The organism is Segatella baroniae DSM 16972 = JCM 13447 (assembly GCF_000426585.1).
Taxonomy (GTDB): Bacteria; Bacteroidota; Bacteroidia; order Bacteroidales; family Bacteroidaceae; genus Prevotella; species Prevotella baroniae.
The window spans coordinates 26,081-50,352 of record NZ_AUFQ01000018.1; the positions used below are offsets into that span (position 1 = coordinate 26,081).

Below are 24,272 nucleotides of genomic sequence, written 5' to 3' on the forward strand. Positions count from 1 at the left end.
GTCTATGAAAAGAAAAACAATGCATCGTTTCGACCAAAGACTTCTCTTGACCATATGCTTGACCTTCCTTGTAGGCGTCACGTCGTTTGCCCAAAGACTGACGTTCAACGTGAACAACGTCTCGGTGAAGCAGGCGATGGCGCAATTGAAGAAACAGACCGGTTACTCCTTCGTTTTCTATGCCGAAGATGTCGACGTGGACAGGACGGTCAGCGTGAAGGCCGATCGTGCCGACCTGACACAGATTGTCAACCAGATTCTTGTCAACCAGCATGTGAACTATGAAATCAAGGGAAAGAACATCGTCGTGAACAAAGCCCATGGCCCGCAGAATCCCATGGACAATGCTGCGACGGGAGCCAAAAGGAAAGTGAGCGGCAGAATCGTCGACGCCGCCGGCGAACCCATCATCGGGGCCACCGTCAAGGAGGGGACACGGAACGCGACCGTGACCGACATGGACGGCAACTACACCTTCTACGTGACGGACGGCAACGCCAAGCTGTATGTCAGCTACGTCGGCTACGAGCCGAGGACGGTGCGACTCTCTGAAAGTTCGCTCATCCGGATGCAAGAGGACACGGAATCGCTGAACGAAGTGGTTGTCATCGGCTACGGCGCCGTGAAGAAAAGCGACCTGACAGGCTCCGTCGTGTCCGTCGGCGAAGGGAAGTTCGCGGAAGGAGTCACCACCAACGCCTTCCAGATGATCAACGGCAAGGCGGCGGGTGTCAACATCAGCCAGACGAATTCCGCGCCGGGCGCGTCCACCAAGATACAGATTCGCGGTGCCGGCTCCATCAACAGCAGCAACGACGCCCTTGTCGTGGTGGACGGCATGCCCGGCATAGACCCGTCGTCCATCAATGCCGACGACGTGAAATCCATCGAAGTGCTCAAAGACGCCTCGGCAGCGGCCATCTATGGGACGCGTGCCGCCAACGGCGTGGTTCTGATAACCACGAAGTCGGGCACGAAATCGGCACTGCGCGTGAAGTTCGGCGCGGAGATGGGCCTTCAGTCGGTGGCCAAACGGATGAAGGTGTTGAACGGACGCGACTACATGGAGACGCTGAACGCCCTGCGGGCCGAAGCCAACCATCCCGACGGCGCCATCTACTCGCAGAATCAGATCAACTCCGTGGGCCGTGGAACCGACTGGCAGGACGAGATATTCCGCAACGGAGCACCCGTCCAGAACTACAAGTTCGGCTTCGCGGGCGGCGGAGAGAAGCACACGTTCTATCTGGGACTGGGCGTCATGGACCAGCAGGGCCTGGTGAAGCAGTCGAAGCTGACCAAATACAACGTGAGGGCCAACCTCGACCTGACGCCGACCGCCTTCCTGCGTTTCAAGTTCAACATGAACTACACGCGCAACGACGGCACTTCCATATTCGAGGGGGCCGGAGTCAATGAGAATGCGGGCGTCATCAACTCCGCTATCCAGTTCGACCCCACCTTGCCTGTCGGACGAAATCCGGAAACAGGACGTTATTATAGAAACGACTACATCTCTCTCGACAATCCGCTGGCCATCTTGAAGGGCATAGACACCGACCGCCATTCCAACAACGCCTACGGAACGCTGTCCATGGAGGTGGAGCCATTGAAGAATCTGGTATTGACGGCACGGGTCGGGGCCACCGTCAATTCCTACATCAACAACTTCTATCGCTCGCGGGAGACCATGAGCGGCCTGGCTTCGGGCGGCGTGGCCAACAAGCGGAGCGGCGAAAGCACGCAGTGGCTGGCCGAAATGCTGCTCAACTACAGCCGTACATTCCATGAAATCCACGACTTTTCCGTCATGTTCGGCACCACCTACGAGCAGTTCCAGTCGGAATATGTCACGGGCAACGCCTCGGGATTCCTGTCGGACGTGCTGGGATACAACAACATGCACAGCGGCGACACGCTCAACGGTGACGATGTATATTCCTTCAAGAGCCGCAACAGGCTGCACGGACTGCTCGGTCGGTTCAACTACAACCTGCGCGACAGGTATCTGCTCACGGCGTCTTTCCGCTACGACGGCACTTCTCGTTTCTCCAAGAACCACAAGTATGCCTTCTTCCCCTCCATGGCGCTTGCCTGGAGAGTGTCGGAAGAGCCCTTCATGAAGCCTCTGAAGCATTTGACTTCCATGAAGCTGCGTCTCGGATACGGCCGCCTCGGCAACCAGGGAATAGGCAACTACGCCACCATCCAGACCCTCGTGGCGGGCGGGTCGGCCGTCTTTGGCAATTCGCTTTCGCAGGGACTGGTGCCCGCAAGGCTGCCAAATCCCAATCTGCGGTGGGAGACCACGGAGGAATACAACGTGGGTGTGGACTTCGGTTTCTTCAACAACCGCGTTTCGGGCAGTGTCGACTTCTTCGTCAGAAACACCAAGGACCAGCTCTTCGACAAGCCCTTGCCCTCCGCCATCGGCTTCTATTCGGTGAAAGTCAACGCGGGCAATGTGAGAAACTCTGGACTTGACCTCGTCCTCAACACCGTGAATGTCCATTCAAAGCGGCTGGGTTGGGAGACGTCGTTCAATCTTTCGTTGCTCAAGAATGAAGTGAAGAGCCTGCCCGCCTATATGCCGCAGCTGATAACGGGCGACATCGCGTCGTTTGTTTCGGGCTTCAACATCACGCGCGTGGGCGACCCCATCTATTCATTCTACGGTTTCAAGGTGGACGGAATATTCCAAAAAGGCGACGACATCGCCCATTCGGCCCAGCCCAATGCCCACCCCGGCGACCTGAAGTTCCACAACTACAACGACGACAACGCCATCACTTCGGAAGACCGCACCATTCTCGGCAAGCCGTTCCCCGACGTGACGTTCGGAATCACGAACACCTTCAAGTACAAGAACTTCACGTTGGGCGTGTTCCTGCAAGGCGTTTACGGCATCAGCACCTTGGACGTGAACGTGCTGGAGTCGCTCTATCCCACCAATGAATACCGCAACCGCCTGTCGAAGTACTACAAGAACAGGTGGACGGCGGACAATCCCACCAACCGATATCCCAGCGGCGTGAACCCCACGAACTACGGCGGGCAGTATGTGGTCAACTCCCTGACGGTGGTGGACGCCTCTTTCCTCCGAATCAAGAACGTCAACCTCACCTACGACATACCCCTGAAGAGCCACAAGATACTGTGGGCGGCGCAGGCCTACGTGTCGGTGGACAACCTGCATACGTTCACGAGCTACGACGGGTTCGATCCGGACGCCAGTGTGACAGGGTCTTCCAGCGTGTCAAAAGTCAACTACAACAGCTATCCCCTCTCCAGAACGATTCGCTTTGGAGTGAACCTGACCTTTTAATATGTGCCAACTATGAGACATTCAAAATTATTGTTATCGCTTTTAGCCGTGTCTTTCTGCGTGTCGTTGTCGGGCTGCAAGGATTTTCTGGATGAGAAAGTATATACGGAATACGACCCGTCGGCTCTCCTGAAGGAGCAGAACGGCGTTGCGGCCCTGCTGGCCGGAGCCTATTCGAGGTCGAGAATCGTGCAGTATGACAGCAGAAACTACACCTATCTGTTCAATGAGTTCATCACCGATGTCGCCTTCGAGACGGGCGGTGGACTGGAACGCAACGCGGCGCCGTTCATCAACTACACCTGGTCGGTGGACGACCAGCTGCTGAACAGTTTCTGGACCAAGATGTATTCTGCCATTTCGAGCGCCAACTCGGTGCTCGCCGTCACGTCGGGCCTGTCGGGCATTTCGGAAGAGAGGCTCAACTCCATCTGTGGCGAGGCCCGTTTCATCCGCTCTTCGTCCTATTATTTCCTGTACAACCTCTTCGGAACGGTACCCATCATCGAGATTCCGGACGGTGCCTCGCCCGACGAGATAGAAGAGATAGGCCGTTCCACGCCGCGGGCGACACACGAAGCGATGGTGAAGTACATGGAGGACGACCTTGCTTTCGCGACGGAACATCTGCCGGTGAAGGAGGAACCCATCGGGAGTGCCACGAAAGGAGCCGCGTTGGGCGTGCTGACCAAGCTCTACATGCACGAGAAGAACTGGGAGAAGGTGGTGGCCACCACGCAGAAGATTGTCGACCTCGGCCATTATTCGCTTTATGACGACTATACCAAGCTCTTTACGGTGGAGGGCGAAACGAACCGGGAGTTCATCTACAGGGCCCCCTGCCTGGCCCAGAGCGGCTATGCCAACAACTACATGGCCCACGCTTTCCCGCCCAACTATCCCGTTCAGAGCAACTGGGCCAACTTCGGCGCGCAGTTCCGCACCTACACCGCGTTCTACGACACCTTCGAGGCCGACGACGCGCGGCGGAAACTGCTCATTACGCACTACACGAACCAGTCGGGCAATGAAGTGGAACTGCTGCGTGACGCCAGCGGCAACGCGCTGAACAATGTCCGTAGCTTCAAGTACTGGCCCGACCCCAATGCCGTTGGGGAACACATGGGCAACGACATCGTGTACGTCAGATATGCCGACATCCTCCTTTGCAGGGCCGAGGCCTTGAACGAATTGCAAGGGCCCAACGACGAGAGCGTGAAACTCATCAACTTGGTTCGTAAAAGGGCGCAAACGAGCCTCATATCGCTTAGCTTTTACACTGCAAAAGAGCAGCTTCGAGACTTCATTTTGGCTGAGAGGGGAAGGGAATTCTATACCGAAGGCTTGCGAAGGGAGGATCTCATACGCCATGGGAAACTGATTTCCAACGCAAGGGCAAGGGGAAAGAACGCGCAGGAATACCAGACGCTCTACCCCATCCCACTGCGACAGCTGGAGGGCAACAAGAACCTGCGGCAGAATCCGGGCTACGAGAAGGCCGGAAACTGAGCCGGATGTTTCACCTCAAAATAACGACAATGAACGATCCAAGACTTTATTCTTTCCTGTTGGCGTCCGCCTCTGCCGCCTCTGTCATGGCGGCGGGCGGGGCCGGCGACCCACAGCCGGCTGAACGGCCCAACATCATCCTCTTCATGGTGGACGACATGGGCTGGCAGGACACGTCGGTGCCGTTCTGGACGCAGGCGACCGAACTGAACAGAAGGTATGAGACGCCCAACATGGAGCGGCTGGCAGCACAGGGCATGCTCTTCACGCAGGCCTATGCGTGCCCCATCAGCTCGCCGAGCCGGTGCAGCATGATGACGGGGGCCAATGCCGTGCGCCATCGGGTGACCAACTGGACGCTCGAAAAGGGGGCGACGACCGACGAAAGGGACGACAGCCTCGTGCCACCCGACTGGAACTACAACGGCATCTGCCAGACCGAGGGCGTCGACCACGCCTATCGGGCGGTGTCGTTCGTCGAACTCCTGCGGCAGAACGGCTACCACACCATCCATTGCGGCAAGGCGCACTGGGGCGCCATCGACACGCCGGGCGAGAATCCCACGCATTTCGGCTTCGAAGTGAACATTGCGGGACATGCCGCCGGCGGCCCCGCCACCTATCTCAGCGAAAGGAATTACGGACATAAGAAAGACGGCACGCCCACGTCGCGTTTCGCCGTGCCGGGACTGGACAGCTATTGGGGCACGGGAACGTTTCTCACCGACGCCTTGACGCGGGAGGCGTTGCACGCCCTCGACCGGGCGAAGGCCTACGGACAGCCCTTCTATCTCTACATGTCGCACTACGCGGTGCATGTGCCCATAGATCGCGACCAACGCTATTATGCCAAATATATACGAAAAGGGCTTTCGGACAAGGAAGCGGCCTACGCCTCGCTCGTCGAAGGGATGGACCACAGCCTGGGCGAAGTGCTCGACTGGCTGGAAAGAAACCACGAAGCCGAGCGCACAATCGTGATTTTCATGAGCGACAACGGCGGTTATGCCACGGGCAGCCAGTGGCGCGACGAACCGTTGTTCACGCAGAATGCGCCGTTGAAGTGTGGCAAGGGTTCGCTCCACGAGGGAGGAATCCGCGAGCCGATGATTGTGCGGTGGCCTGGGCGCGTGGTGTCGGGCAGCCGGTGCGACCGCTATGTGATGATAGAGGACTTCTACCCCACTATCCTTGAGATGGCGGGCGTCAGGAATTACAAGGTGCCGCAGACGGTGGACGGCAGGAGTTTCGTGCCGTTGCTGATGGGGACGGGCGATCCGTCGCGCGGTCGCAGTCTGGTGTGGAACTATCCCAACGTGTGGGGCAACACAGGACCGGCCATCAGCCTGAACTGTGCCATCCGAAAGGACGATTGGAAACTCATCTACAGTTACAAGACGGGAAAGAAGGAATTGTATAATATCCCGCAGGACATCGGCGAGAAGAACGATTTGGCCGCCCGTCATCCGCAAATCGTCCGCTCTCTTTCCCATGAACTGGGCAGCTATCTCCGTAAAAACAATGGACAGCGGCCTACGGTCAAAGCGACCGGAAAGCCCTGTCCATGGCCGGATGAATAGCTGGCCTCCCCCGGCCCCTCCAGAAGGAGGGGAGAACTATCAGTTTCAACCCGTCAGGAAAGCCCTCCCTACGGGGGAGAATTTGGGAGAGGCCGCTGTGGCAGGTTGTTCTCCCCTCCTTCTGGAGGGGGCGGGGGAGGCCAGTTTTCTGGGGAGGCCAGCTGCTTTATAAGCCTGTTACTGTAAACCTCTTCGTTTCCACGTCGCGGCTGTTGGGCCCCACCATGACCTCAAAGTCGCCGGGTTCGCAGACGAAGTCGAGGTTGGCGTCGTAGAACTTCAACAGTGAGGCGTCGATGGTGAAGCTCACGGCGCGGGTTTCGCCCTGCTTCAGGTGGACGCGCTCGAAGTCCTTCAGTTCCTTCACGGGCCGCACGACGCTGCCCACGAGGTCGCGGATGTAGAGCTGCACGACTTCGTCGGCGTCGCGCCGGCCCGTGTTGGTCACGTCGACGGTGGCCGTCAGCGTGCCGTCGGCCTGCATGGTGTCGGCCGAAAGGCGCAGGTTGGCATACCTGAACGTCGTGTAGCTCAGTCCGTAGCCGAAGGGGAAGAGCGGTTCGTTGTCGATGTCGAGGTAGTTGCTGCGGAACTTTGAGAACCATTTGCCCGGTTCCAGCGGGCGTCCCGTGTTGAAGTGGTTGTAGTAGAGCGGAATCTGGCCCACGCTCTTGGGCATGGTGACGGTGAGTTTGCCGCTCGGCACGCGGTCGCCGAAGAGCACGTCGCAGATGGCGTCGCCCGCCTCGGAGCCGCCGAACCACACGTTGAGGATGGTGGAGAAGTGCTCCGTCTCCCACGTCATGACCGTCGCCCGGCCCGAGAAGTTGACCAGCACGACGGGTTTGCCCGTGGCTTTCAGCGCAAGGAGCAGCCGTCGCTGGGCCTCGGGCAGTGTCAGGTCGCTGCGGCTGCCGCACTCGCCGCTCATTTCCGATGTCTCGCCGACGGCCGCCACGATGACGTCGGCCTCACGGGCCACGCCGACGGCCTCTTCGAGCATTTGCTCCGCCGTGCGTTCGTCGCGTATCTCTCGGCCAAACATCGAGCCGTTGGCCTCTATCTGCTTGTCGTCCATGATGTTGCTGCCCTTGGCGTAGGTCACGATGGCCTTGCCCTTCACGGCGTCCTTCATGGCCTGGAAGAGGCTCTTGCACTTGTCGAAGGCCACGGCCACGCTCCAAGTGCCCGGCATGTTGGCGGGGGTGTCGCCCAACGGGCCGACGAGGGCTATCCTACCTTGTCTGCGGAGGGGCAGCGTCAGGTCGTCGTTCTTCAACAATACGAAACTCTCGGCGGCCACGCGGCGTGCGTCGGCCCGGTGCTGGGGCGTGTAGATGTCCTTCGCGGGCCGCTTCTTGTCGAGATAGCGGTAGGGGTCGTCGAAGAGTCCCAGCTTGTATTTGGCCTCCAGGACGCGGCGACAGGCCCTGTCGATGGACGCCATCGTCACCTTTCCTTCCTTCAGGTTCTTCTCAAGCGTGCCGATGAAGCCGTCGGCCACCATGTCCATGTCGGTGCCGGCGTTGAGCGCGAGGGCCGAAACCTGCTGCAAGTCGCCCATGCCGTGGGCCGTCATCTCGGAGATGGCCGTGTAGTCGGTCACGACGAAGCCGTCCCAGCCCCATCGGTTGCGCAGCACGTCGGTCAGCAACCAGCGGTTGGCCGTGGCGGGAATGCCGTCCACCACGTTGAAGGACGTCATGAACGAGCCTGCGCCGGCCTTAGCGGCAGCCTCATAAGGCGGAAAATATTCGTTGAACATGCGCCAGCGACTCATGTCGACGGTGTTGTAGTCGCGTCCGGCCTCAGCCCCGCCATACAGCGCGAAGTGCTTCACGCAAGCCATGACGGTGTTCTTCAGGCTTAGGTCGTCGCCCTGATAACCCTTCACCATGGCCCGTGCGATGGCCGAACCGAGAAAGGGGTCTTCGCCGTTGCCTTCGGCCATGCGGCCCCACCGCGGGTCGCGGCAGATGTCGACCATCGGCGAGAAAGTCCAGCAAATGCCGTCGGCGCTGGCCTCCACGGCAGCCACGCGGGCCGCGTTCTCCACCGCCTGCATGTCCCATGTGCACGAAATGGCCAGCGGAATGGGGAACACCGTCTCGTAGCCGTGGATGACATCCATGCCGAAGATGAGCGGAATCCTGAGCCGGCTCTGTTCGACGGCCACCTTCTGCATCTCGCGTATCTGTTCGACGCCCTTGAGGTTGAAGAGTCCTCCGACGGCCCCCCTGCGTATCTTTTCGGCCACGCCGCTGCTCTTGGCCTGTCCGGTGACGATGTCGCCGCTGACGGGCAGGTTGAGTTGTCCCAACTTCTCCTGCAAGGTCATGCGGCCCATGAGGTTGTCGATGAAGCGATTCATTTTAGTCGGGCCGGCCTGTTGCGCCACGGCGGGCGACAGCGCGAGGCCCATTGCCAGGGCGGCCCACAGCTTTTTGCAATTTGTCATTTTGAAAGAGTTTTTTGATTGATAGAATCGGTCGGACGAGCCTGACCGGTTTGATTGTCAATGGTTGATTCCCAGTTTGTCGAGTCCCCGCCTCACTTCGGGGCAACTCATGAAAAGCCGCCACAGCAGTCCGGTGCGGTGGTTTTCGATCATGGGCGCGATGGTGCACTGGTCGATGGCCAGATAACGCTTCACCGTCCATCCGGCCGTCTCGGAGAAGGCGTCGTAGAATCCATACTTGCCCCAAATCCAAGTGCCTTTCTTGTAAAAGCCCTTGAGCGCGGCCATCGATTCCGTGGGTGTGTAGGGAAACGACGAGAGGGCGGCCGTGGGCGTGATGACGCCCAAGTCGTTGGCGGGCGCGTGGGCGCTGTAGCCGCCGACGGAATAGCTGGCGGTCAGCCCCCAGCAGTCTTTGCCGTAGCCCTTGAATCGCTTGGGGTTGGCCACGCAATAGGCATAGTCGCTCAGCGCGTGATGGCGCACCACGTCCCAGTAGTTGGCGTAGCGGTCGGCGAGCCTGCGGGGGTCGAGCCCTATCCAGGAGTAGTGGGCCCAGAAGAGCGGTCCTCCCGTGGCTTCCGCCCCGTTGTGCTTCAGTTCCAGATTGTAGCCGTAGGGCGCCGCCGTCGTTCTGATGGCCCCCGAGCGTGCCCATCCTTTATGGTAGCAGTCGGCCGGTATGCTGTGGGTGGGCGAGGCGGCAGCCAGGATATAGGCAATGAGGCACTCGTTGTAGCCTTCGAGCGGGAAATCCATCTCCCATCCGTAGTTGGGCGACCAGTGCCAGTAGAGCACTTCACGTCCGCCTCGGGTGTACCAGTCGAACTCCATCGCGCGCCACAGTTCGTCTATCTTCTCGGCCAGTGCCTTCTCGGCCGCATTGCCATCCTTGAAATACTGCCGCACGCACAGCAGTCCCTGCATGAGGAAACAGCTCTCCACGAGGTCGCCGCCGTCGTCCTTGGGGCCGAAGGGCTTCACTTTGCCCGTCGGGCCATGGAGCCAGTGGGGCCATACGCCGTGGAAGCGGTCGGCCCGGGCCAGCCAGTCGACGATGCGTGTGAGGCGGTTGACACCCTGCCTGCGGTCGATGAAACCACGGTCGATGCCCACCAACAGACCCGCAATACCGAAACCACTGCCTCCCGTGGTCACGACATCCCGGTCGTTTTCGGGATAGACCCCATCGAGATGGATGCGTTCGCGGGCCAGTCCCGATATGGGTTCGGCCCCGTCCCACATGTAATTGAGGTGCACCTGCTCGATATAATCGAGCAGGGCGTCGTCGTTGTCGAACGCAGTGGGGCGCGAAGTCGTCGACTCGTGGCTGCCCACGCTGCGTCCGCCCGATTTACAGGCTGTCGTTGTCAGCATGAACAGGCAGCCGAGGCATACATATTTCAAGTTCATTTCTGGATGGGGGCGTTCTTCAGTGCGGGAACGTTGGAGAGTTGCGTGAACGGAAGCGGATAATAGGTCTTGTCGGCAGTCCATCCGGCTGCGCCCAACACGCCGGCGGCCTTGCCGGTGCGCACGAGGTCGGCATAGCGTTCGCCCCATTCGCCGGCCAACTCCATGCGACGCTCGTCGAGAATCTGGTCGACGGTGACGCCGCTGACGCTCGGCATGGCGGCCCGCAGGCGCACTTCATTGAACGGCGCGTCGCCGTTCTTGCCTTGGCGTACTTTGGCCTCGGCGTTCATGAGCAACACATCGGCATAGCGGAAGATGCGCACATTGTTGCCCGCGCCGTATTTCCACTCCCTTCCGGGCGTGACTTCGCTCTTCGGCGTATACACCTTGCCGTTGAAGAAATCGTTCTTCGTGCCGTCCTTGATGTTGTCGCCGCTGGGTGTCACGGTGCCGCCGCCCTGAAGGAAGGTCGTCGTGGCCCGGACGGTTTCGCCCCGCTGCTTGGCCCACTGCTCGAAAGCGGCGTAGTAGCGGATGAAGTTCCAGCCACCCATGGAGCCGGGGCCTTGGAACACGAACCACTGGCCGGCGTCGACCATGTCGCCCGTGGCCTGTCCGAAGTCGGTGCACTGGCATTCGAAGAGGCTCTCGTCGCAGAGTTTGCCGGGTATCTTGAAGAGTTCGTAGAAATCGGGATAAAGCGTGAACTTCTTGCTGCCGATGATGTCGTCGGTCAGTTTCTCCACCTGCGCGTAGTCGCCACGGTTCAGCCATATCTTGGCGGCCATCATCCGGGCCGTGTAGGCTGTGACGGCGCCGACGTGCTCCATCTCGTTGGGCCTCACTTTCCTACAGTTGTCCATGGCGAACTGCAGATCGTCGAGCATGTAGTCCTCCACCAGGGCCTTGGTCGAGCGGGTGAGGTCGGTCTGGCTGTTGGAAGTGAGGATCGTCACGTCGCCGAAGGCCTGCGTCAGCCGGTAATAGGCGTAAGCCCGCAGAATGCGCACTTCGCCTTGGTAGGCGCGGTTGGTGGCCAGAAGCGAGGCATCCTTGGTGTTGGCGGCGTATTCGTCGAGCGATGTGAGCGCGGCGTTGGCCACCTTGATGATACCATAATACTGGTTCCACATTTCGTTGAGTCCCCAGAAGGTGTTGTCGTACTGATAATTGCCGAAGTTGACGAGCAGCTGCTGGTCGTCGGTGCGCCCCGACCACATGTCGTCGTCGCGCACGATGCTCAAAGGCAGGATGACCCAGTGCATGGCACCGGTGCGGATTTTGGCGTAGACGCCCGAAACGGGCATGTACATGTTTTCCAGCGCCGTATAGTCGACGCTCTTTTCGGGCACGCTGTTCTCCGGGTCTTTATCGAGAAAATCGCTGCAGGCCGTCAGCGTGAGGGTTGCGGCTGCAAGGGCAATGCCATAGATATATCGTTTGAGTTTCATAAAACGTCGGTATTGTAAAGTAAAGGTTAGAAAGTGATTTGAATGCCGAAAGTGTAGGTGGCCGTGAGCGGATAGACATTGGTGTCCCATCCGTCGGGGTCGCTGATTTCGGGTGTGAAGGTGTTGGCTGAGAAGAGTGTCAGCGGCCGGTCGGCGGTGAGGCTCAGCCTGAGGCTCGGCAGGGTGTAGCCGCCCAGACGGAGCTTCTTGAAGCTGTAGCCGAGGGTCACGTTCTGGATGCGGAAGAAGTCGGCGCTCTCCACAAAGTAGGAGTTGACGCGCTGGTCGCTCACGTTCCAGCCCCGCGTGAGGGCCTTGGCCGAAGGATGGGTGTTGGTGGAGCCTTCGCCGGTCCAGCGGTTTTCAAACTGTTCGAGGTCGAAGTTGTAGGTGCTCTGTGCATAGCGCAGCGCCCGTTTGCGGTTGTATATCTGCGCGCCGGCCTGGCCGTAGGTGGATAGTTCGAAGTCGAAGTTGCGGTAGGCGAAGCCCAGGTTCACGCTGTAGGTGAAGTTGGGCAGATAGGATCCGAGCGTCTGTCGGTCTTCGCCGTCGAGCTTTCCGTTGTGGTTGAGGTCTTCGTAGATGAAGTCGCCGGGCTGGCAGCCGTTGGCCACGGCTATCGGGTCGGCCTTGACCTGGGCTTCGTTCTGGTAAATGCCGATGACCTTGTAGCCGTAGAAGGAGTTCATCTCCTTGCCCACGATGTTGTAGACCTTGCCGTTGTTGACCATTGCGGCCCCGCTGAGGCCCTTCACTTCATTCCAGAGGAACGATAGGTTCGTGCCTGCATGATACTTGAAATCTCTGCCGATGCGGTCGGCCCAGGTCAAGGCGATGTCGAATCCCTGATTGAGAATCTTTCCGTAGTTTCCGGCCAGCGTCTTGTTGTCGAAAGGCAGCGCGGTGCTGATGACGGCGTCGCGCGTCATGCGGTGGAAGTAGTCGGCGTCGAGGCTCAACCGGCTGTCGAACAGACCCAGGTTGACGCCCACGTTGGTCTCGTCGACCAGCTCCCACTTCAGCCAACTGAAGTAAGACGTGTTCTGGTAGCCCGCGATTGTGGCGTTGCCGTAGACGCCCGAGGCCCCGTTGCCTGTGGCGATGGAGGCGAAACCGGCACTGGCGGCCACGTGGTCGTTGCCGAGCTTGCCCCAGCTTGCCCGCAGCTTCAGATAGTCGATGGCCTTGACGCGCTTCATGAACGGCTCTTCGCTCACCACCCACGAGGCGCCTACCGACGGGAAGTAGCCCCAGTGCTCCTGATACTTCGAAGAACCATCGGCACGGAAGGTGAACATGAGGTAGTACTTGTTGGCGTAATTGTAGTTGAGACGGGCGAAATAGCTCATGCCCCGATAGGTGGAACCGCCGTCGCCGGCCTTGCGGCTCTCGTCGTCGCCCTGTCCGATGTAGTAGTATTCCTCCTTTCCGTCGGGGACGTTAGAGGCCGAACCCGAAAGGATGCGATAGCTTTCCTGCCGCATGGAGTAGCCGGCCATGGCGCCGAAGTTGTGCCGGCCGAAGGAATCGTCGTAGTCGAGCGTGTTGTCCCAGATGTAATTATTATAGGTGGTGACGCTCTTGTGCAACGTGCTGGTGGCGTTCTGGAGCTGGGTGCTGATGTAGTATTTGGGAATATAGGTGAATCCCTCGATGGTGGAGTGGTCGTAGCTGACCGCTGTTTTCAGGCGAAGCTTTTCGGGAACAAGCTGGAAGTCGGCATAGAAGTTGGCCAGCAGCTGGTCGGACTTGTTCTTGCTGTTGAAGTAGTGGGCCGTCGCGATGGGGTTGTAGAAGTTGTTGGTGTATCCTACTGAAGATGGAGCGCCGTATTTCACGGGAGTGGCGTCGGTGTTGCCCTCGTCGTAGATGGGATAAATGCCTGGGGCGTTGAAGGCCTGTTGCCAGGCGCTGCCGTTGGGATTGACCTGGTTGGCCTTGGAATAGACGAAGTTGAAGCCCACCTTGAGCCAGTCGGTGGCTTCATAGTCGAGTGCGCCTCGGAAATTGAGGCGTTTGTAGCTGTTGTCCACATCCATGATACCGTTCTGGTAGAGGTAGTTCATGCCTATGGAGTAGGCCGCCTTCTGCCCGCCGCCGCTCACGGTCAGGGCGTGGTTGGTCATCAGGGCCTCGCGCAGCAGCTCGTTGTACCAGTCGGTGTCGCTTCCGTAGGTCCATTTGTGGAAGTCGGCGTCGGCATAGCTGCCTCCGAAGCGGTCGATGCTCTTCTTGAAGAAGGGGCTGTAGGTGTCGTAGTTGGCCTCCATCAGCATTTGACCGTACTGATTGGAGTTGGCCATCTTCAGCACGTTGGTGGCTTTCTGTACGCCCACGTAGCCGTCGTAGCTGATTTGCGCCGACTGGTTGCGCGTGCCTTTGCGGGTGGTGATGATGACCACGCCGTTGGCGGCGCGGACGCCGTAGATGGCCGCCGCCGAAGCGTCCTTCAGCACGCTCATGTCCTTGATGTCGCTGGTGTTGAGGAAGTTGATGTTGTCATAGAACATGCCGTCGACCACATACAGGGGGTTGGAATTGCTGAACGAACCGTTGCCGCGGATTCTGACGGTGGGGCCTGAGCCTGGTGTGCCGTGGCTGACGACATTGACGCCGGCCACCCTACCCTGCATGGCGGTCATGGGCGACGCCGATGGAACGTTGGCCAGCTCTTCGCCACGCACCACCGAGATGGGCGACGTGAGGTCCTTGGCCTTGGCCGTGCCGTAGCCGATGGCCACCACTTCGTCCAACATCCTCGTGTCGTCCTCCAAACGGATGTTCATGGTGGTGGCCGCCTTCACGGTTTTGGTCTTCATGCCGATATAGGAAATGCTGACATTTGAGCCCGATGGCACGTTCGACAGCGTGAAATTGCCATCCAAGTCGGTGACCGTGGCGTTTTTGCCGCCTGCCACCTGCACGGTGGCGCCAATCACGGGGAAGCCCGCCGGGTCGACAACGGTTCCCTTTACGGTCTGTGCTTGCGCCCACGACAATTGCATCGTCATGGCTGCAAGAAGAGATAAAAGTAGTCTTTTCATTACAATTTGGGTTTTAGAATTAAGTTTCTCGTTGCAAATATATCCTCCAAACGGGTCTTCTTGCAACTAAAAGCCTACGATTCGTCTACTTCTACATAAAAAAGGACTACTTGATTACTACGTTGGTTTGTTGTAAATGACTTGTTTACAGCAGTTTGGAAAGTCGGCTCCGTCGGACTTGTCCACGCCTTCCGCCCGGGCGGACAGCCCTCGTCAGTCGGTTTTTATCCTGCCGAAAGTCTTGATGCCGGTGTACTTTCGCCAGAGGTTGAGGCGTCGGCGGCGGGGCACGCCATGACGGCGGATGTAGTCGCGTGCCCCTTCGAGCATGCGGTGGGCCACCTGTCCGTCGAGATGGGGGTCGTAGTTGGCGACGATCCACCGGCGTCGGCGTCGCAGGTCGTCGTCGGTGAAGACGCTGTCGTAGGCCTCCGTGAGCTCTTCGGGACGGTGGATGTCCTTCCAGTAGATGTCGCGGGCGATGGTGTCGAGCGTCACGACGGGCTTGTCGAGCAGCAACATCTCGTAGACGGTGGACGAAGTGTCGCTCACCATCATGTCGGCCATGAGCGTGTATTTCGACAGACTGAAATCTTCGACGAAGGTGACGGCGTCGTGCTCGCGGGCCAGCCGGCGGTATTCCTCCACCCATTCGGGGCGCGTCAGGGGGTGGAGCTTGATGAGCAGCTGCACGCTACGCTCCCGGGTCAGGCTGACGAGGGCCTGCTTGACGCGCGGCAACGACGTCAGCTTGGGCGAGAAGGTGGGCGCGTAGAGGACGATCCGCTCCTTGCCGCTCGACAGGAGCAGCCGCCTGCGCTCGTCGTCGTAGTCGTGGCGATGGCGGAATATCCAGTCCTGGCGCGGCCAACCGGTCTCCAACACCTCGAAATCGCCGTAGCGGCGGGCCAGCTCTTCGAAGTGGCTGGTGAAATAGGGGCCTTGCGTGAAGTAGGTGTCGAAGTAGCGGCGGATGACCCAATGGTCCTTCTTTTCGGCCGCGTAGCCGTGGAACACCTGAATCTTGACGCCCGGCAGATAGTAGGGCACGATGTTGCCGGGCACGAAGATGGCCTCGGGACCGAAGTCGTAGACCTCCTGCATCAGGCCCGTCCACCGCACTTCGGCCCGCAGCGGGAAGTCGGGAATCTTCTTTTGATGCACATACCACAGCACTTCGTTGCCACCTTCGCGGTCGGCCTCGTCCTGAATGGGCTTCAGGATGTCGATGGCGTATTTGTTTTCACAGAACAGGACGATTCGCATGAATTCATTGCTATTTTGCGCAAAGATACGTTTTTCCCATGGCTTATCAAAAGAAACGTGCTATCTTTGTAGATGATAAACCATTGTTCGTTATCATGACATTAGACAATATGTTGAATTTCACGGTCGGCCCGGTCATGTCGAGCGACGCGGTGAGGGCCGTGGGGGGCCAGCAGGTGCCCTACTTCCGCACGGCGGAGTTCTCAGAGACCATGCTGGAGAACGAGCGGCTCATGCTGCGCTTCGTCAAGGCCCCGCAAGGCTCGCGCGCCGTGTTCATCACAGGGTCGGGGACGGCTTCGATGGAGGCCGTCGTGATGAATCTTTTTTCCGACCGCGACAAGGTGATCGTCGTCAACGGCGGCAGCTTCGGCCACCGCTTCGTACAGCTCCTGGACATCCACCGCGTTCCCTTCGCCGAAATCAAGCTGGAGATGGGGCGGCAGTTGCGGTCCGAGCAGCTGGCTCCCTATGAGGGACAGGACTACACGGGCTTCCTCGTCAACCTGGACGAGACGTCTACGGGCGTGCTCTACGACATCCAATTGATCAGCGATTTCTGCCGCCGCAACGGCCTTTTCCTGGCCGTCGACTCCATCAGTTCGTTCCTGGCAGACCCCTTCGACATGGCCGCGCTCGGCGTGGACGTCATGATCACGGGTTCGCAGAAGGCCCTGGCATGTCCTCCGGGCATATCGGTCGTCGTGATGGCGCCCCGTGCCGTCGCGCGCGCCAACGCCAGCGAGTGCCGCACGATGTATCTGAACCTGCGCGACGCCCTGAAGAACGGCGAGCGCGGGCAGACGCCCTTCACCCCCGCCGTGGGCACGTTGCGCCAGATTCACGCGCGGCTGAAAGAGATAGAGCGGGCCGGCGGCGTGGAGAAGGAGAACGAACGGGTCGCGCGGCTGGCTGCCGACTTCCGACAGAAGATCAAGGGCCTCCCTCTGGAAATCGTCTCCGAAAGTCTTTCCAACGCCGTGACGCCGCTGCATCCGCTCCACGGTTCGGCCTATGACATCTTCCTGAAGCTGAAGGACGAATACGGGATATGGATTTGCCCCAATGGCGGCGACATGGCCGAAAAGGTGTTCCGCGTGGGACATCTCGGCGCGCTGACGCCCGAAGACAATACAACATTGGTCGAAGCGCTTTCCGCAGTGCTTTGATTTTTGGGGTTGTTGGGTTGTGAGGGTGGGGGGATGAATAGTTTGTCAGTCTGCGTGATAGACAAAGTAACCATTCATCCCCCCACCCTATCAACTCAACAACCCCACAACCCCAACCCCACAACCATGATCAAAGTCATCACTTACGGCACCTACGACCTGCTTCACTACGGCCACATCCGGCTGCTCAAGCGCGCCAAGGCCCTGGGCGACCACCTCATCGTAGGCGTCACGGCCGACACCTTCGACCGCGAACGCGGCAAAATCAACGTGCAGCAGACGCTGATGGAACGCGTCGAGGCCGTCAGGGCCACCGGACTGGCCGACGAAATCATCATCGAGGAATACGAAGGACAGAAAATCGACGACATCCGACGCTACAACGTGGACATCTTCACCGTCGGTTCCGACTGGAAAGGCAAGTTCGACTACCTGCGGGAATACTGCCAGGTGGTCTACCTGGAGCGCACCGAAGGCGTTTCGAGCACCGAGATACGTGCCGAGAAGCGGTCCCTGCGCCTCGGCCTGGTGGGCGAGTCGCCCATCCTGGGCAAGATAGCACACGAGAGCGGCTTCGTCAACGGCATGGAAATCGGCGGCGTCTACACCATCAACGACAGCTGTCTGCCCGACAAGCTGCGGCTGCTCTCCAAGGCCACGCTGTCCTTCGACGCGCTCATGGAGAAGAGCGACGCCCTCTACATCATCTCCGAACCGCGGTTGCACTACGACCAAATCAAGCAGGCGCTGCTCCGGGGCAAGCACATCCTCTGCGAGTCGCCCATCGCCATGCGCGTGGAGCAGTGGCGGGAGCTGACCGACATCGCGCGCCGGCAGGGACTGGTGCTCATGGACAGTATCAAGACGGCCTACTCGCTGGCCTACTACCGGCTGCGGCTGCTGGCCAAGAGCGGCATCATCGGCGACATCTATTCGGTGGACGCCACCTGCACCAGCCTCTTCAACTTCGACGCCTACAGGCTGGGCGACAAGCTGCTGCCCGAGTGGAACAGCATTTGCGCCTGGGGGCCGACGGCCCTGCTGCCCATCTACCAGCTCTTGGGGACGGACTACAGCGCGAAGACCATCGCCACGCACCTGGCCGAAGACAATCCCGACTTCGACCTCTTCACCAAGATTTCGTTCGTCTACCCGCACGCCGTGGCCTCGATGAAGGTGGGACGGGGCGTCAAGAGCGAGGGCGAACTGGTCATCTCGGGCACCAAGGGCTACATCTACGTGCCGGCGCCGTGGTGGAAGACCGACTACTTCGAGGTGCGCTACGAAGACCCGGCCGACAACAAGCGCTACTTCTACCAGCTCGACGGCGAGGGCCTGCGCTACGAACTCGTCTCCTTCCTGCGCTCCATACAGACAGGTCGGCCCGTGAGCTACGTGTCGCCCGCCGTGTCGGAAGCCATCGTCGGCACCATCGCCGACTTCGAGGAGGGAAGGGACAGGGTGGAGATATAGACCTACCCCGACCAACAGCCCAGCGGCCTCCCCCGACCCCTCCAAAGGGAGGGGAGTACCTAACGGATGGAAACAGGCAAAAGAAAGTTGAAGGCTTCACATAGCACACTTCTCACTTCACATTCCACACTTCACATTGCACACTTCACATTTCACATTCAAGAAGAGTGCCCATTGGATTGAAAAAGAGGGCATATTAGACGGCAAGAGCAGGCCTTTCACACGATGAAAGGCCTGCTCTTGGCATTCAATGGGATAGCTTTGGGGAAGTGGGAAGTGAGCAATGTGAAATGAGAAATGTGCAATGTGAAGTGTGGAATGTGAAATGAGAAATGAAAAGTGAGAGGTAGTGTAATTTCAACTGTGTCGAGAGTTTACTTTACACGCTCGTTAGGCACTCCCCTCCCTTTGGAGGGGTCGGGGGAGGCTGTTGGGTTGTTGGGTTGGGTCGGGGGAGGCTTCATTCTATCACCAGCCTCCTCCCCTTGACCAGTTCGTCGTGATTGACGCGATAGCTCTTGAGCGGCTTGCCACCCAAAGTCATTTTCTTGATGATAGAGCGGTCGGGAGCCGAGCGACGGGCCTCGATTACAAGGTCGCCCTGTGGATAATAGCGCTTGTCGAGATGCAAAGTCACCCGGTCGAAGGTAGGCGTGGTCAGCGTGTAATGGGGCGAACCGGGGCAGTCGGGATAAAGACCCATCATCGAGAAGATGGCCCAGGCCGACATCGTACCGCAGTCGTCGTTGCCCGGAATGCCGTCGGGCTTGTCGGTAAAGTATTTGGCCAAGAGGCGACTCACTTCCTTCTGTGTGCGCCATTCCTCGCCTTTGAAGTAGCTGAAGAGGTAAGGATAAGCGATATCGGGTTCGTTGGCCGGGTCGTAGAGTCCCTTGTCGAACACCATCTGCAGCTTGTCCACAAACTTGCGGTCGCCGCCCATCAGGCGTGCCAGTCCCTTCACGTCGTGCGGCACGTAGAAGGTGTAGTTCCAGGCAGACCCCTCGTGGAAGCCCGGCGCGTTGGAGAAGTCGGCCCCCGCTTCGGGATCGAACGGCTTGAGGAAACTGCCGTCCTTCATCAAGGGGCGCAGCGTGCCCGTCTCCTTGCTGTAATAGTTTTTGTAACCCAACGAACGGGCGTAGTATTTCTTGGCGTCCGCCGTCTTATCGAGGGCATGGGCGAGGCGTCCAAGCGCATAGTCGGCAATGTAATATTCCAGCGCGTGCGACACACTGTTGTCACCCGACTCGTCGGCCGCGTACACACCCATCGGCACATAGCCCTTGGCGAGATACGGGTCGTTGTCGGGTCGCATCTTATTATCCTTGCCGGGCAGATTGGCCGAGCGTGTGAAAGCCTCGTAGGCGGTGTTGATGTCGAAGTCGCGGAGGCCTTTCAGATACGTGTCGGTAATGAACGGAATGGCCGGATCGCCCTCCATCGTCCACGTTTCGCGACCGAAGAGTTCCCATTTCGGCATCCATCCCCATTCCTTATACATGTCGACCATCGAGCGCACCATATCGAGTTGGCGGTCGGGATAGAGCAATGTTTCGAGCTGACCCACGTTGCGATACGTGTCCCAGAGCGAGAACACCGTGTAGCGGTTGCCCTTGGTGTGCCCCGTGCGGCCGTTTTCCATTTCGGGATACTGTCCGTTCACGTCCTGCAAGATGTTCGGGTGTAGCTGACTGTGGTACAATGCCGTGTAGAACACGCGCTTCTGAGCCTCCGTTCCACCCTCTACGGTGACGCGGCTCAGCGTTTTCTCCCACGTATCGCGGGCCTTCTGCCGGATGTCGGCAAAGGAAAGTCCCTGCTGTTCGGCGTCGAGATTCTCGCGGGCGTTGGCCATCGACACGAACGATACGCCCATGCGCACCTCAATTTGTTCGCCTTCGCGGCAGTCATAGCTGAAGTAATAACCCACCTCGTTGCCCGCCAGCTCGCGGTTGTAGTTCTCATAGAGTTTGTAGCGGCCGTTATCCTTGTCCCACTGGCTCTTTACACCCGTAAACTTCGGTTGCTTTTTCCAGTAACCCGTGGTCTGCGGACGCTTGCTCACCCGCATGACGAAGTAGATAGGAAATACCGCTTGGGCGTTGTAACAGAAGGTTCCGAGCAGTCGGTAGCCCTCTATTTCGGTGTCGCTCACCCGCTTCACCATTCCCCCCGATTCGTTGCTGAGCCCATCTCCCACGTTGAGCAGAATGTTGGCGCGGCCCTTCGGGAAGGTATATCGCTCAATACCCGAGCGCAGGGTAGCCGATGTTTCGGCCCGAACGCCGTATTTCTTCAGCGTCAGAGCATAGTAACCGGGCGTAGCTTTTTCGTCCTGATACTCCGAACCATAGTTGTGATAGTCCACGTCGAGCGGCCCTGTGGTGGCCATCGTGAGCAACGAACCCAGTTCGGGACAGCCCACGCCACTCATCGTAACATGAGCAAAACCGGTGAAAAACTTGTTATGATACTCGTAGGGAGCCGACCACCAGCGTCCGTCCTTGTCGTATTGGTTCAGGTCGGAGCCCATCACGTTGAACGGCACCACCGACATCAGGCCGTGGGGCAGCACCGCACCGGGATTGCACACGCTGAAGTTGGTGGTGCCGATGAACGGGTCCACGTAGTCGACAGGCTGCTGGGCCGCGGCGGGCAGCGAGAGGAATAGTGAAAGGGAAAGGAAAAGATTGGAAAGCTTCATAGAGAAGGATTTAAAAAGAGATGTATTAAATGTTTTACAAGCTTGAATGCAAGCAAAAGTAATGATTTTTTCAAAGAAATGGGCCAAAAGCGCGCAAAGACCATCCCTTTCTTAGTATTTTTAACCCAAATCGCCATTGGCATTGCGCCTGCAAATCTTCATCTCGAATCGGCTCATGGGGCGATGGTCGTGGTGCATTGAGCCTGCAAATCTTCATCTCGAATCATCCCATGAGCCGATTTTGGTTTAAGAAAAAGCTTGACGGAAGTTGTTGGTTCTATCAATGGAAAAGGAAAAGAGAGCGGTTTTACAAAAAGAAGGGATTGCCGTGAGGTCATTCATCTTTTGTGAGCCGTGGCATTTTTTTCAATAACGGATGAATGACTATAAAGCATAAGGTTTACAACTGGACTTTCTCCTCGTTGTAAACCTTATGTTCTTTGGGGATGGATATAAAGGATATATCTATCGCTCTTCGCGCAATATCATTTTTAGATGATACTGTTCTTCCGCGTCCACTCGATGATTTCGGGGATATAGCCGAAGGCGAGGCCCGTCACGGTGTCGGCGCAACCGTAGTAGACGGCGATGCGGCCGCTCTCGGGGTCGTGAACCTCGGCGCAGGGGAAGCAGACGTTGGGCACGTCGCCCGTCAGCTCATACTGCTTCTGCGGCGAAATGAGGTAGGGGCCGGAGCGATAGATGGGCTTCCAGGGCTGTTCGAGGTCGAGCAGGGCCGAGCCGAAGCTGTAGACGTAGCCGTTGCAGGAGCGCAGCACGCCGTGGTAGAAGAGCAGCCAGCCTTCGCTGGTCTCCACGGGTACGGGGCCGGCGCCGATCTTCATGCACTGCCATGCGCTTACCTCGAAGGCAGCAGGGCTCATCACGTGGCGATGGCGACCCCAGAACTCCATGTCGGGGCTTTCGCTGTAGAAGATGTCGCCGAAAGGCGTGTGGCCCGTGTCGGACGGGCGCGACATCATGGCGAAGTTGCCGTTGATCTTCTTGGGGAAGAGCACGCCGTTGCGGTTGTAGGGCAGGAAGGCGTTTTCGAGCTGGTGGAACGTCTTGAAGTCCTTGGTCCAGGCAATGCCGATGGTCGGACCGTAGTAGCCGTTGCACCAGGTCACGTAGTAGCGGTCTTCGATGAAGCACACGCGCGGGTCGTAGCCGTACACCCACTGCCCGATTTCGGCGTTGTCGCACTCGAAGCGCAGCGGTTCCTCGTTGATGTTCCAGTCCACGCCGTTCTTGCTGAAGCCCACGTGGAGCACCATGCGGCGGTTGGTGTCGTCGCAGCGGAACACGCCGGCATAGCCTTCGCCGAACGGCACCACGGCACTGTTGAAGATACTGTTGCTCGTCGGCAGCAGGTCGCGCGGAATGATGGGGTTCGCGGAGCAGCGCCACATTACGTTTCTTTCGCCTTCGGGACGCTCTTCCCAAGGCATGTTGGGCAACGGATTGCCCGAGATAATCAGTTTGGTCATAAGTATTTTTTGAATGTGAAATGTAGAATGTGGAATGTGGAATGTGGAATGTGAAGTGAGGAATGAAAAGCAAACTATTCATCCCATCAACTCAACACCCCATCAACCCATCACCTCTTGTCCTCATACGTGAACGGTACGAACCATGTGATGAGCAGGGCTGGGATGGTGCAGATGAGCACGAAGACGAAGAAGTGGCGATAGCCCAAGAGGTCGCTCGCCAGACCGCTGACCATGCCCGGGAGCATGACACCGAGGTTCATGATACCCGAGGCGAAGGCGTAGTGGCTCATCTGGTGCTTGCCCGGCGCAATCTGCTGCATCATGAACAGCGTCAGACCGACGAAGCCGAAGCCGTAGCCGAAGTACTCCAGCACGATACCGCTGCCGATGAGCACGAGGCTCTCGGGCTGGTAGAGGGCCAGCAACGTGTAGGCGACGAAGGGCAGGTTGAACACCAACGCCAGCGAGAAGAGGCTCTTCTTCAGCCCACGATGGGCGATGTAGTAGCCCGCCAGGATGCTTCCCAGGACGAAGGCGGCCGCGCCGAAGGTGCCGTAGAGCAGTCCGATTTCCTGTTCGCTCAGCCCCAGCCCCTGTTCGGCGCGTGGCGCCTTGAGGAAAAGGGGCACGATCTTCATCACGAAGCCCTCCGCAAAGCGGTAGAGGATGATGAAGAAGAGATAGTAGACGATGTGTTTCTTGTGGAAGAAGTCCACAAACACGCCCCACAGTTCGCGCAGCGACTCGCGCAACGTCTTGCCCTCCTGGGCCGGTTTGTCGGCGCAGGGCAGGATGAAGAAGTGGTAGGCGCCTACCAGAAGCATGATGACGGCGATGATGAGCATGATGATTGCCCAGGCGCGGGTGACTCCGAAGGCGTCGATGAAGGTGCCGGCGAGATACACCAGGCCACCTGTGGCGGCAATCTTGGCGATGTTGTAGAAGGCGCCTTGCCAGCCAATCCACTTCGCTTGCTCCTCGTTGGAGAGCACGCTCATGTAGGTTCCGTCGGCCGCGATGTCGTGGGTGGCTCCGCTGAGGGCGATGACGGCCAGCATGGCGATGGTCACCGCGAAGAACGAAGGCAGGTTGAGGGCGAACGCCACGAGGGCGAACATCACGCCCGAGAGCAACTGCGTCAGCACCACGAAGAACTTCTTGGTCTTGTACATTTCGAGGAACGGGCTCCAGAGGGGCTTCAGCGTCCACGGAAGCATGATGAGACTGGTCCAGAAAGCAATCTGGCTGTCGCTCACGCCCATGCCTTTATACATCAGTGTACATACCATGTTGAGCACCACAAAGGGCATTCCCATGGCGAAATAGAGCGTGGGCACCCACGCTACGGGGGAAGGGTTGTTTTTGAATGACATAGCTT

General features: G+C 58.7%; 14 protein-coding genes. 6 read left to right on the top strand and 8 right to left on the bottom strand.

Annotation, left to right across the window (positions count from 1 at the left end):
• Nucleotides 1–4: 4 nt before the first annotated feature.
• The 3 genes from K334_RS0110795 to K334_RS0110805 are packed head-to-tail and all read left to right on the top strand — an operon-like array spanning nt 5 to nt 6,414.
• Nucleotides 5–3,325 carry a TonB-dependent receptor gene (locus K334_RS0110795; protein WP_027444948.1) on the top strand — a complete coding sequence of 1,107 codons (3,321 nt, stop codon included), beginning with the start codon at nt 5–7 and terminating at the stop codon, nt 3,323–3,325.
• A 30-nt stretch (nt 3,326–3,355) separates the two neighbouring features.
• On the top strand, nt 3,356–4,834 hold the full coding sequence (locus K334_RS0110800; RefSeq protein ID WP_248623519.1) for a RagB/SusD family nutrient uptake outer membrane protein: 1,479 nt from the start codon (nt 3,356–3,358) through the stop codon (nt 4,832–4,834).
• Between the two features lie 29 nt (nt 4,835–4,863).
• Entirely contained in the window at nt 4,864–6,414 is a 1,551-nt protein-coding gene (locus K334_RS0110805) for a sulfatase (protein WP_025881767.1), read from the top strand.
• A 166-nt stretch (nt 6,415–6,580) separates the two neighbouring features.
• Here the strand turns inward: K334_RS0110805 and bglX are convergent, their stop codons facing one another.
• The 5 genes from bglX to K334_RS0110830 all read right to left on the bottom strand — a co-directional run bounded on the left by bglX (nt 6,581) and on the right by K334_RS0110830 (nt 16,052).
• Nucleotides 6,581–8,872 (bottom strand): beta-glucosidase BglX, encoded by a 2,292-nt coding sequence (bglX, locus tag K334_RS0110810; RefSeq protein WP_025881765.1) that lies wholly within the window; start codon nt 8,870–8,872, stop codon nt 6,581–6,583.
• Nucleotides 8,873–8,929: 57 nt separating this feature from the next.
• Complete coding sequence (locus K334_RS0110815) at nt 8,930–10,249, bottom strand: glucoamylase family protein (protein WP_404828101.1); 1,320 nt, start codon at nt 10,247–10,249, stop codon at nt 8,930–8,932.
• A 32-nt stretch (nt 10,250–10,281) separates the two neighbouring features.
• Entirely contained in the window at nt 10,282–11,739 is a 1,458-nt protein-coding gene (locus tag K334_RS0110820; RefSeq protein ID WP_027444951.1) for a RagB/SusD family nutrient uptake outer membrane protein, read from the bottom strand.
• Between the two features lie 26 nt (nt 11,740–11,765).
• Nucleotides 11,766–14,786: a SusC/RagA family TonB-linked outer membrane protein gene (locus tag K334_RS0110825; RefSeq protein WP_025881764.1), complete on the bottom strand. Its 3,021-nt coding sequence runs from the start codon at nt 14,784–14,786 to the stop codon at nt 11,766–11,768.
• A 213-nt stretch (nt 14,787–14,999) separates the two neighbouring features.
• Entirely contained in the window at nt 15,000–16,052 is a 1,053-nt protein-coding gene (locus K334_RS0110830) for a CDP-glycerol glycerophosphotransferase family protein (RefSeq protein ID WP_027444952.1), read from the bottom strand.
• A 95-nt stretch (nt 16,053–16,147) separates the two neighbouring features.
• Between K334_RS0110830 and K334_RS0110835 the strand changes: the two genes are divergently transcribed.
• On the top strand, nt 16,148–17,221 hold the full coding sequence (locus K334_RS0110835; protein WP_036890364.1) for a pyridoxal-phosphate-dependent aminotransferase family protein: 1,074 nt from the start codon (nt 16,148–16,150) through the stop codon (nt 17,219–17,221).
• Nucleotides 17,222–17,347: 126 nt separating this feature from the next.
• Nucleotides 17,348–18,694, top strand: a complete 1,347-nt coding sequence (locus tag K334_RS0110840) for an adenylyltransferase/cytidyltransferase family protein (protein ID WP_027444954.1) — start codon at nt 17,348–17,350, stop codon at nt 18,692–18,694.
• Nucleotides 18,695–19,154: 460 nt separating this feature from the next.
• On the opposite strand, the gene K334_RS0110845 is transcribed toward K334_RS0110840, so the two are convergent.
• Complete coding sequence (locus K334_RS0110845; protein WP_025881763.1) at nt 19,155–21,401, bottom strand: GH92 family glycosyl hydrolase; 2,247 nt, start codon at nt 21,399–21,401, stop codon at nt 19,155–19,157.
• Nucleotides 21,402–21,443: 42 nt separating this feature from the next.
• Between K334_RS0110845 and K334_RS15185 the strand changes: the two genes are divergently transcribed.
• Nucleotides 21,444–21,602 carry a hypothetical protein gene (locus tag K334_RS15185; RefSeq protein ID WP_154655602.1) on the top strand — a complete coding sequence of 53 codons (159 nt, stop codon included), beginning with the start codon at nt 21,444–21,446 and terminating at the stop codon, nt 21,600–21,602.
• 290 nt (nt 21,603–21,892) lie between these two features.
• Here K334_RS15185 and K334_RS0110855 read toward each other — a convergent pair whose 3' ends face one another.
• A complete protein-coding gene (locus K334_RS0110855; RefSeq protein WP_027444955.1) occupies nt 21,893–22,891 on the bottom strand; it encodes a glycoside hydrolase family 130 protein in 999 nt (332 codons plus the stop codon).
• Between the two features lie 110 nt (nt 22,892–23,001).
• Nucleotides 23,002–24,267: an MFS transporter gene (locus tag K334_RS0110860; RefSeq protein ID WP_027444956.1), complete on the bottom strand. Its 1,266-nt coding sequence runs from the start codon at nt 24,265–24,267 to the stop codon at nt 23,002–23,004.
• Nucleotides 24,268–24,272 lie beyond the last annotated feature (5 nt).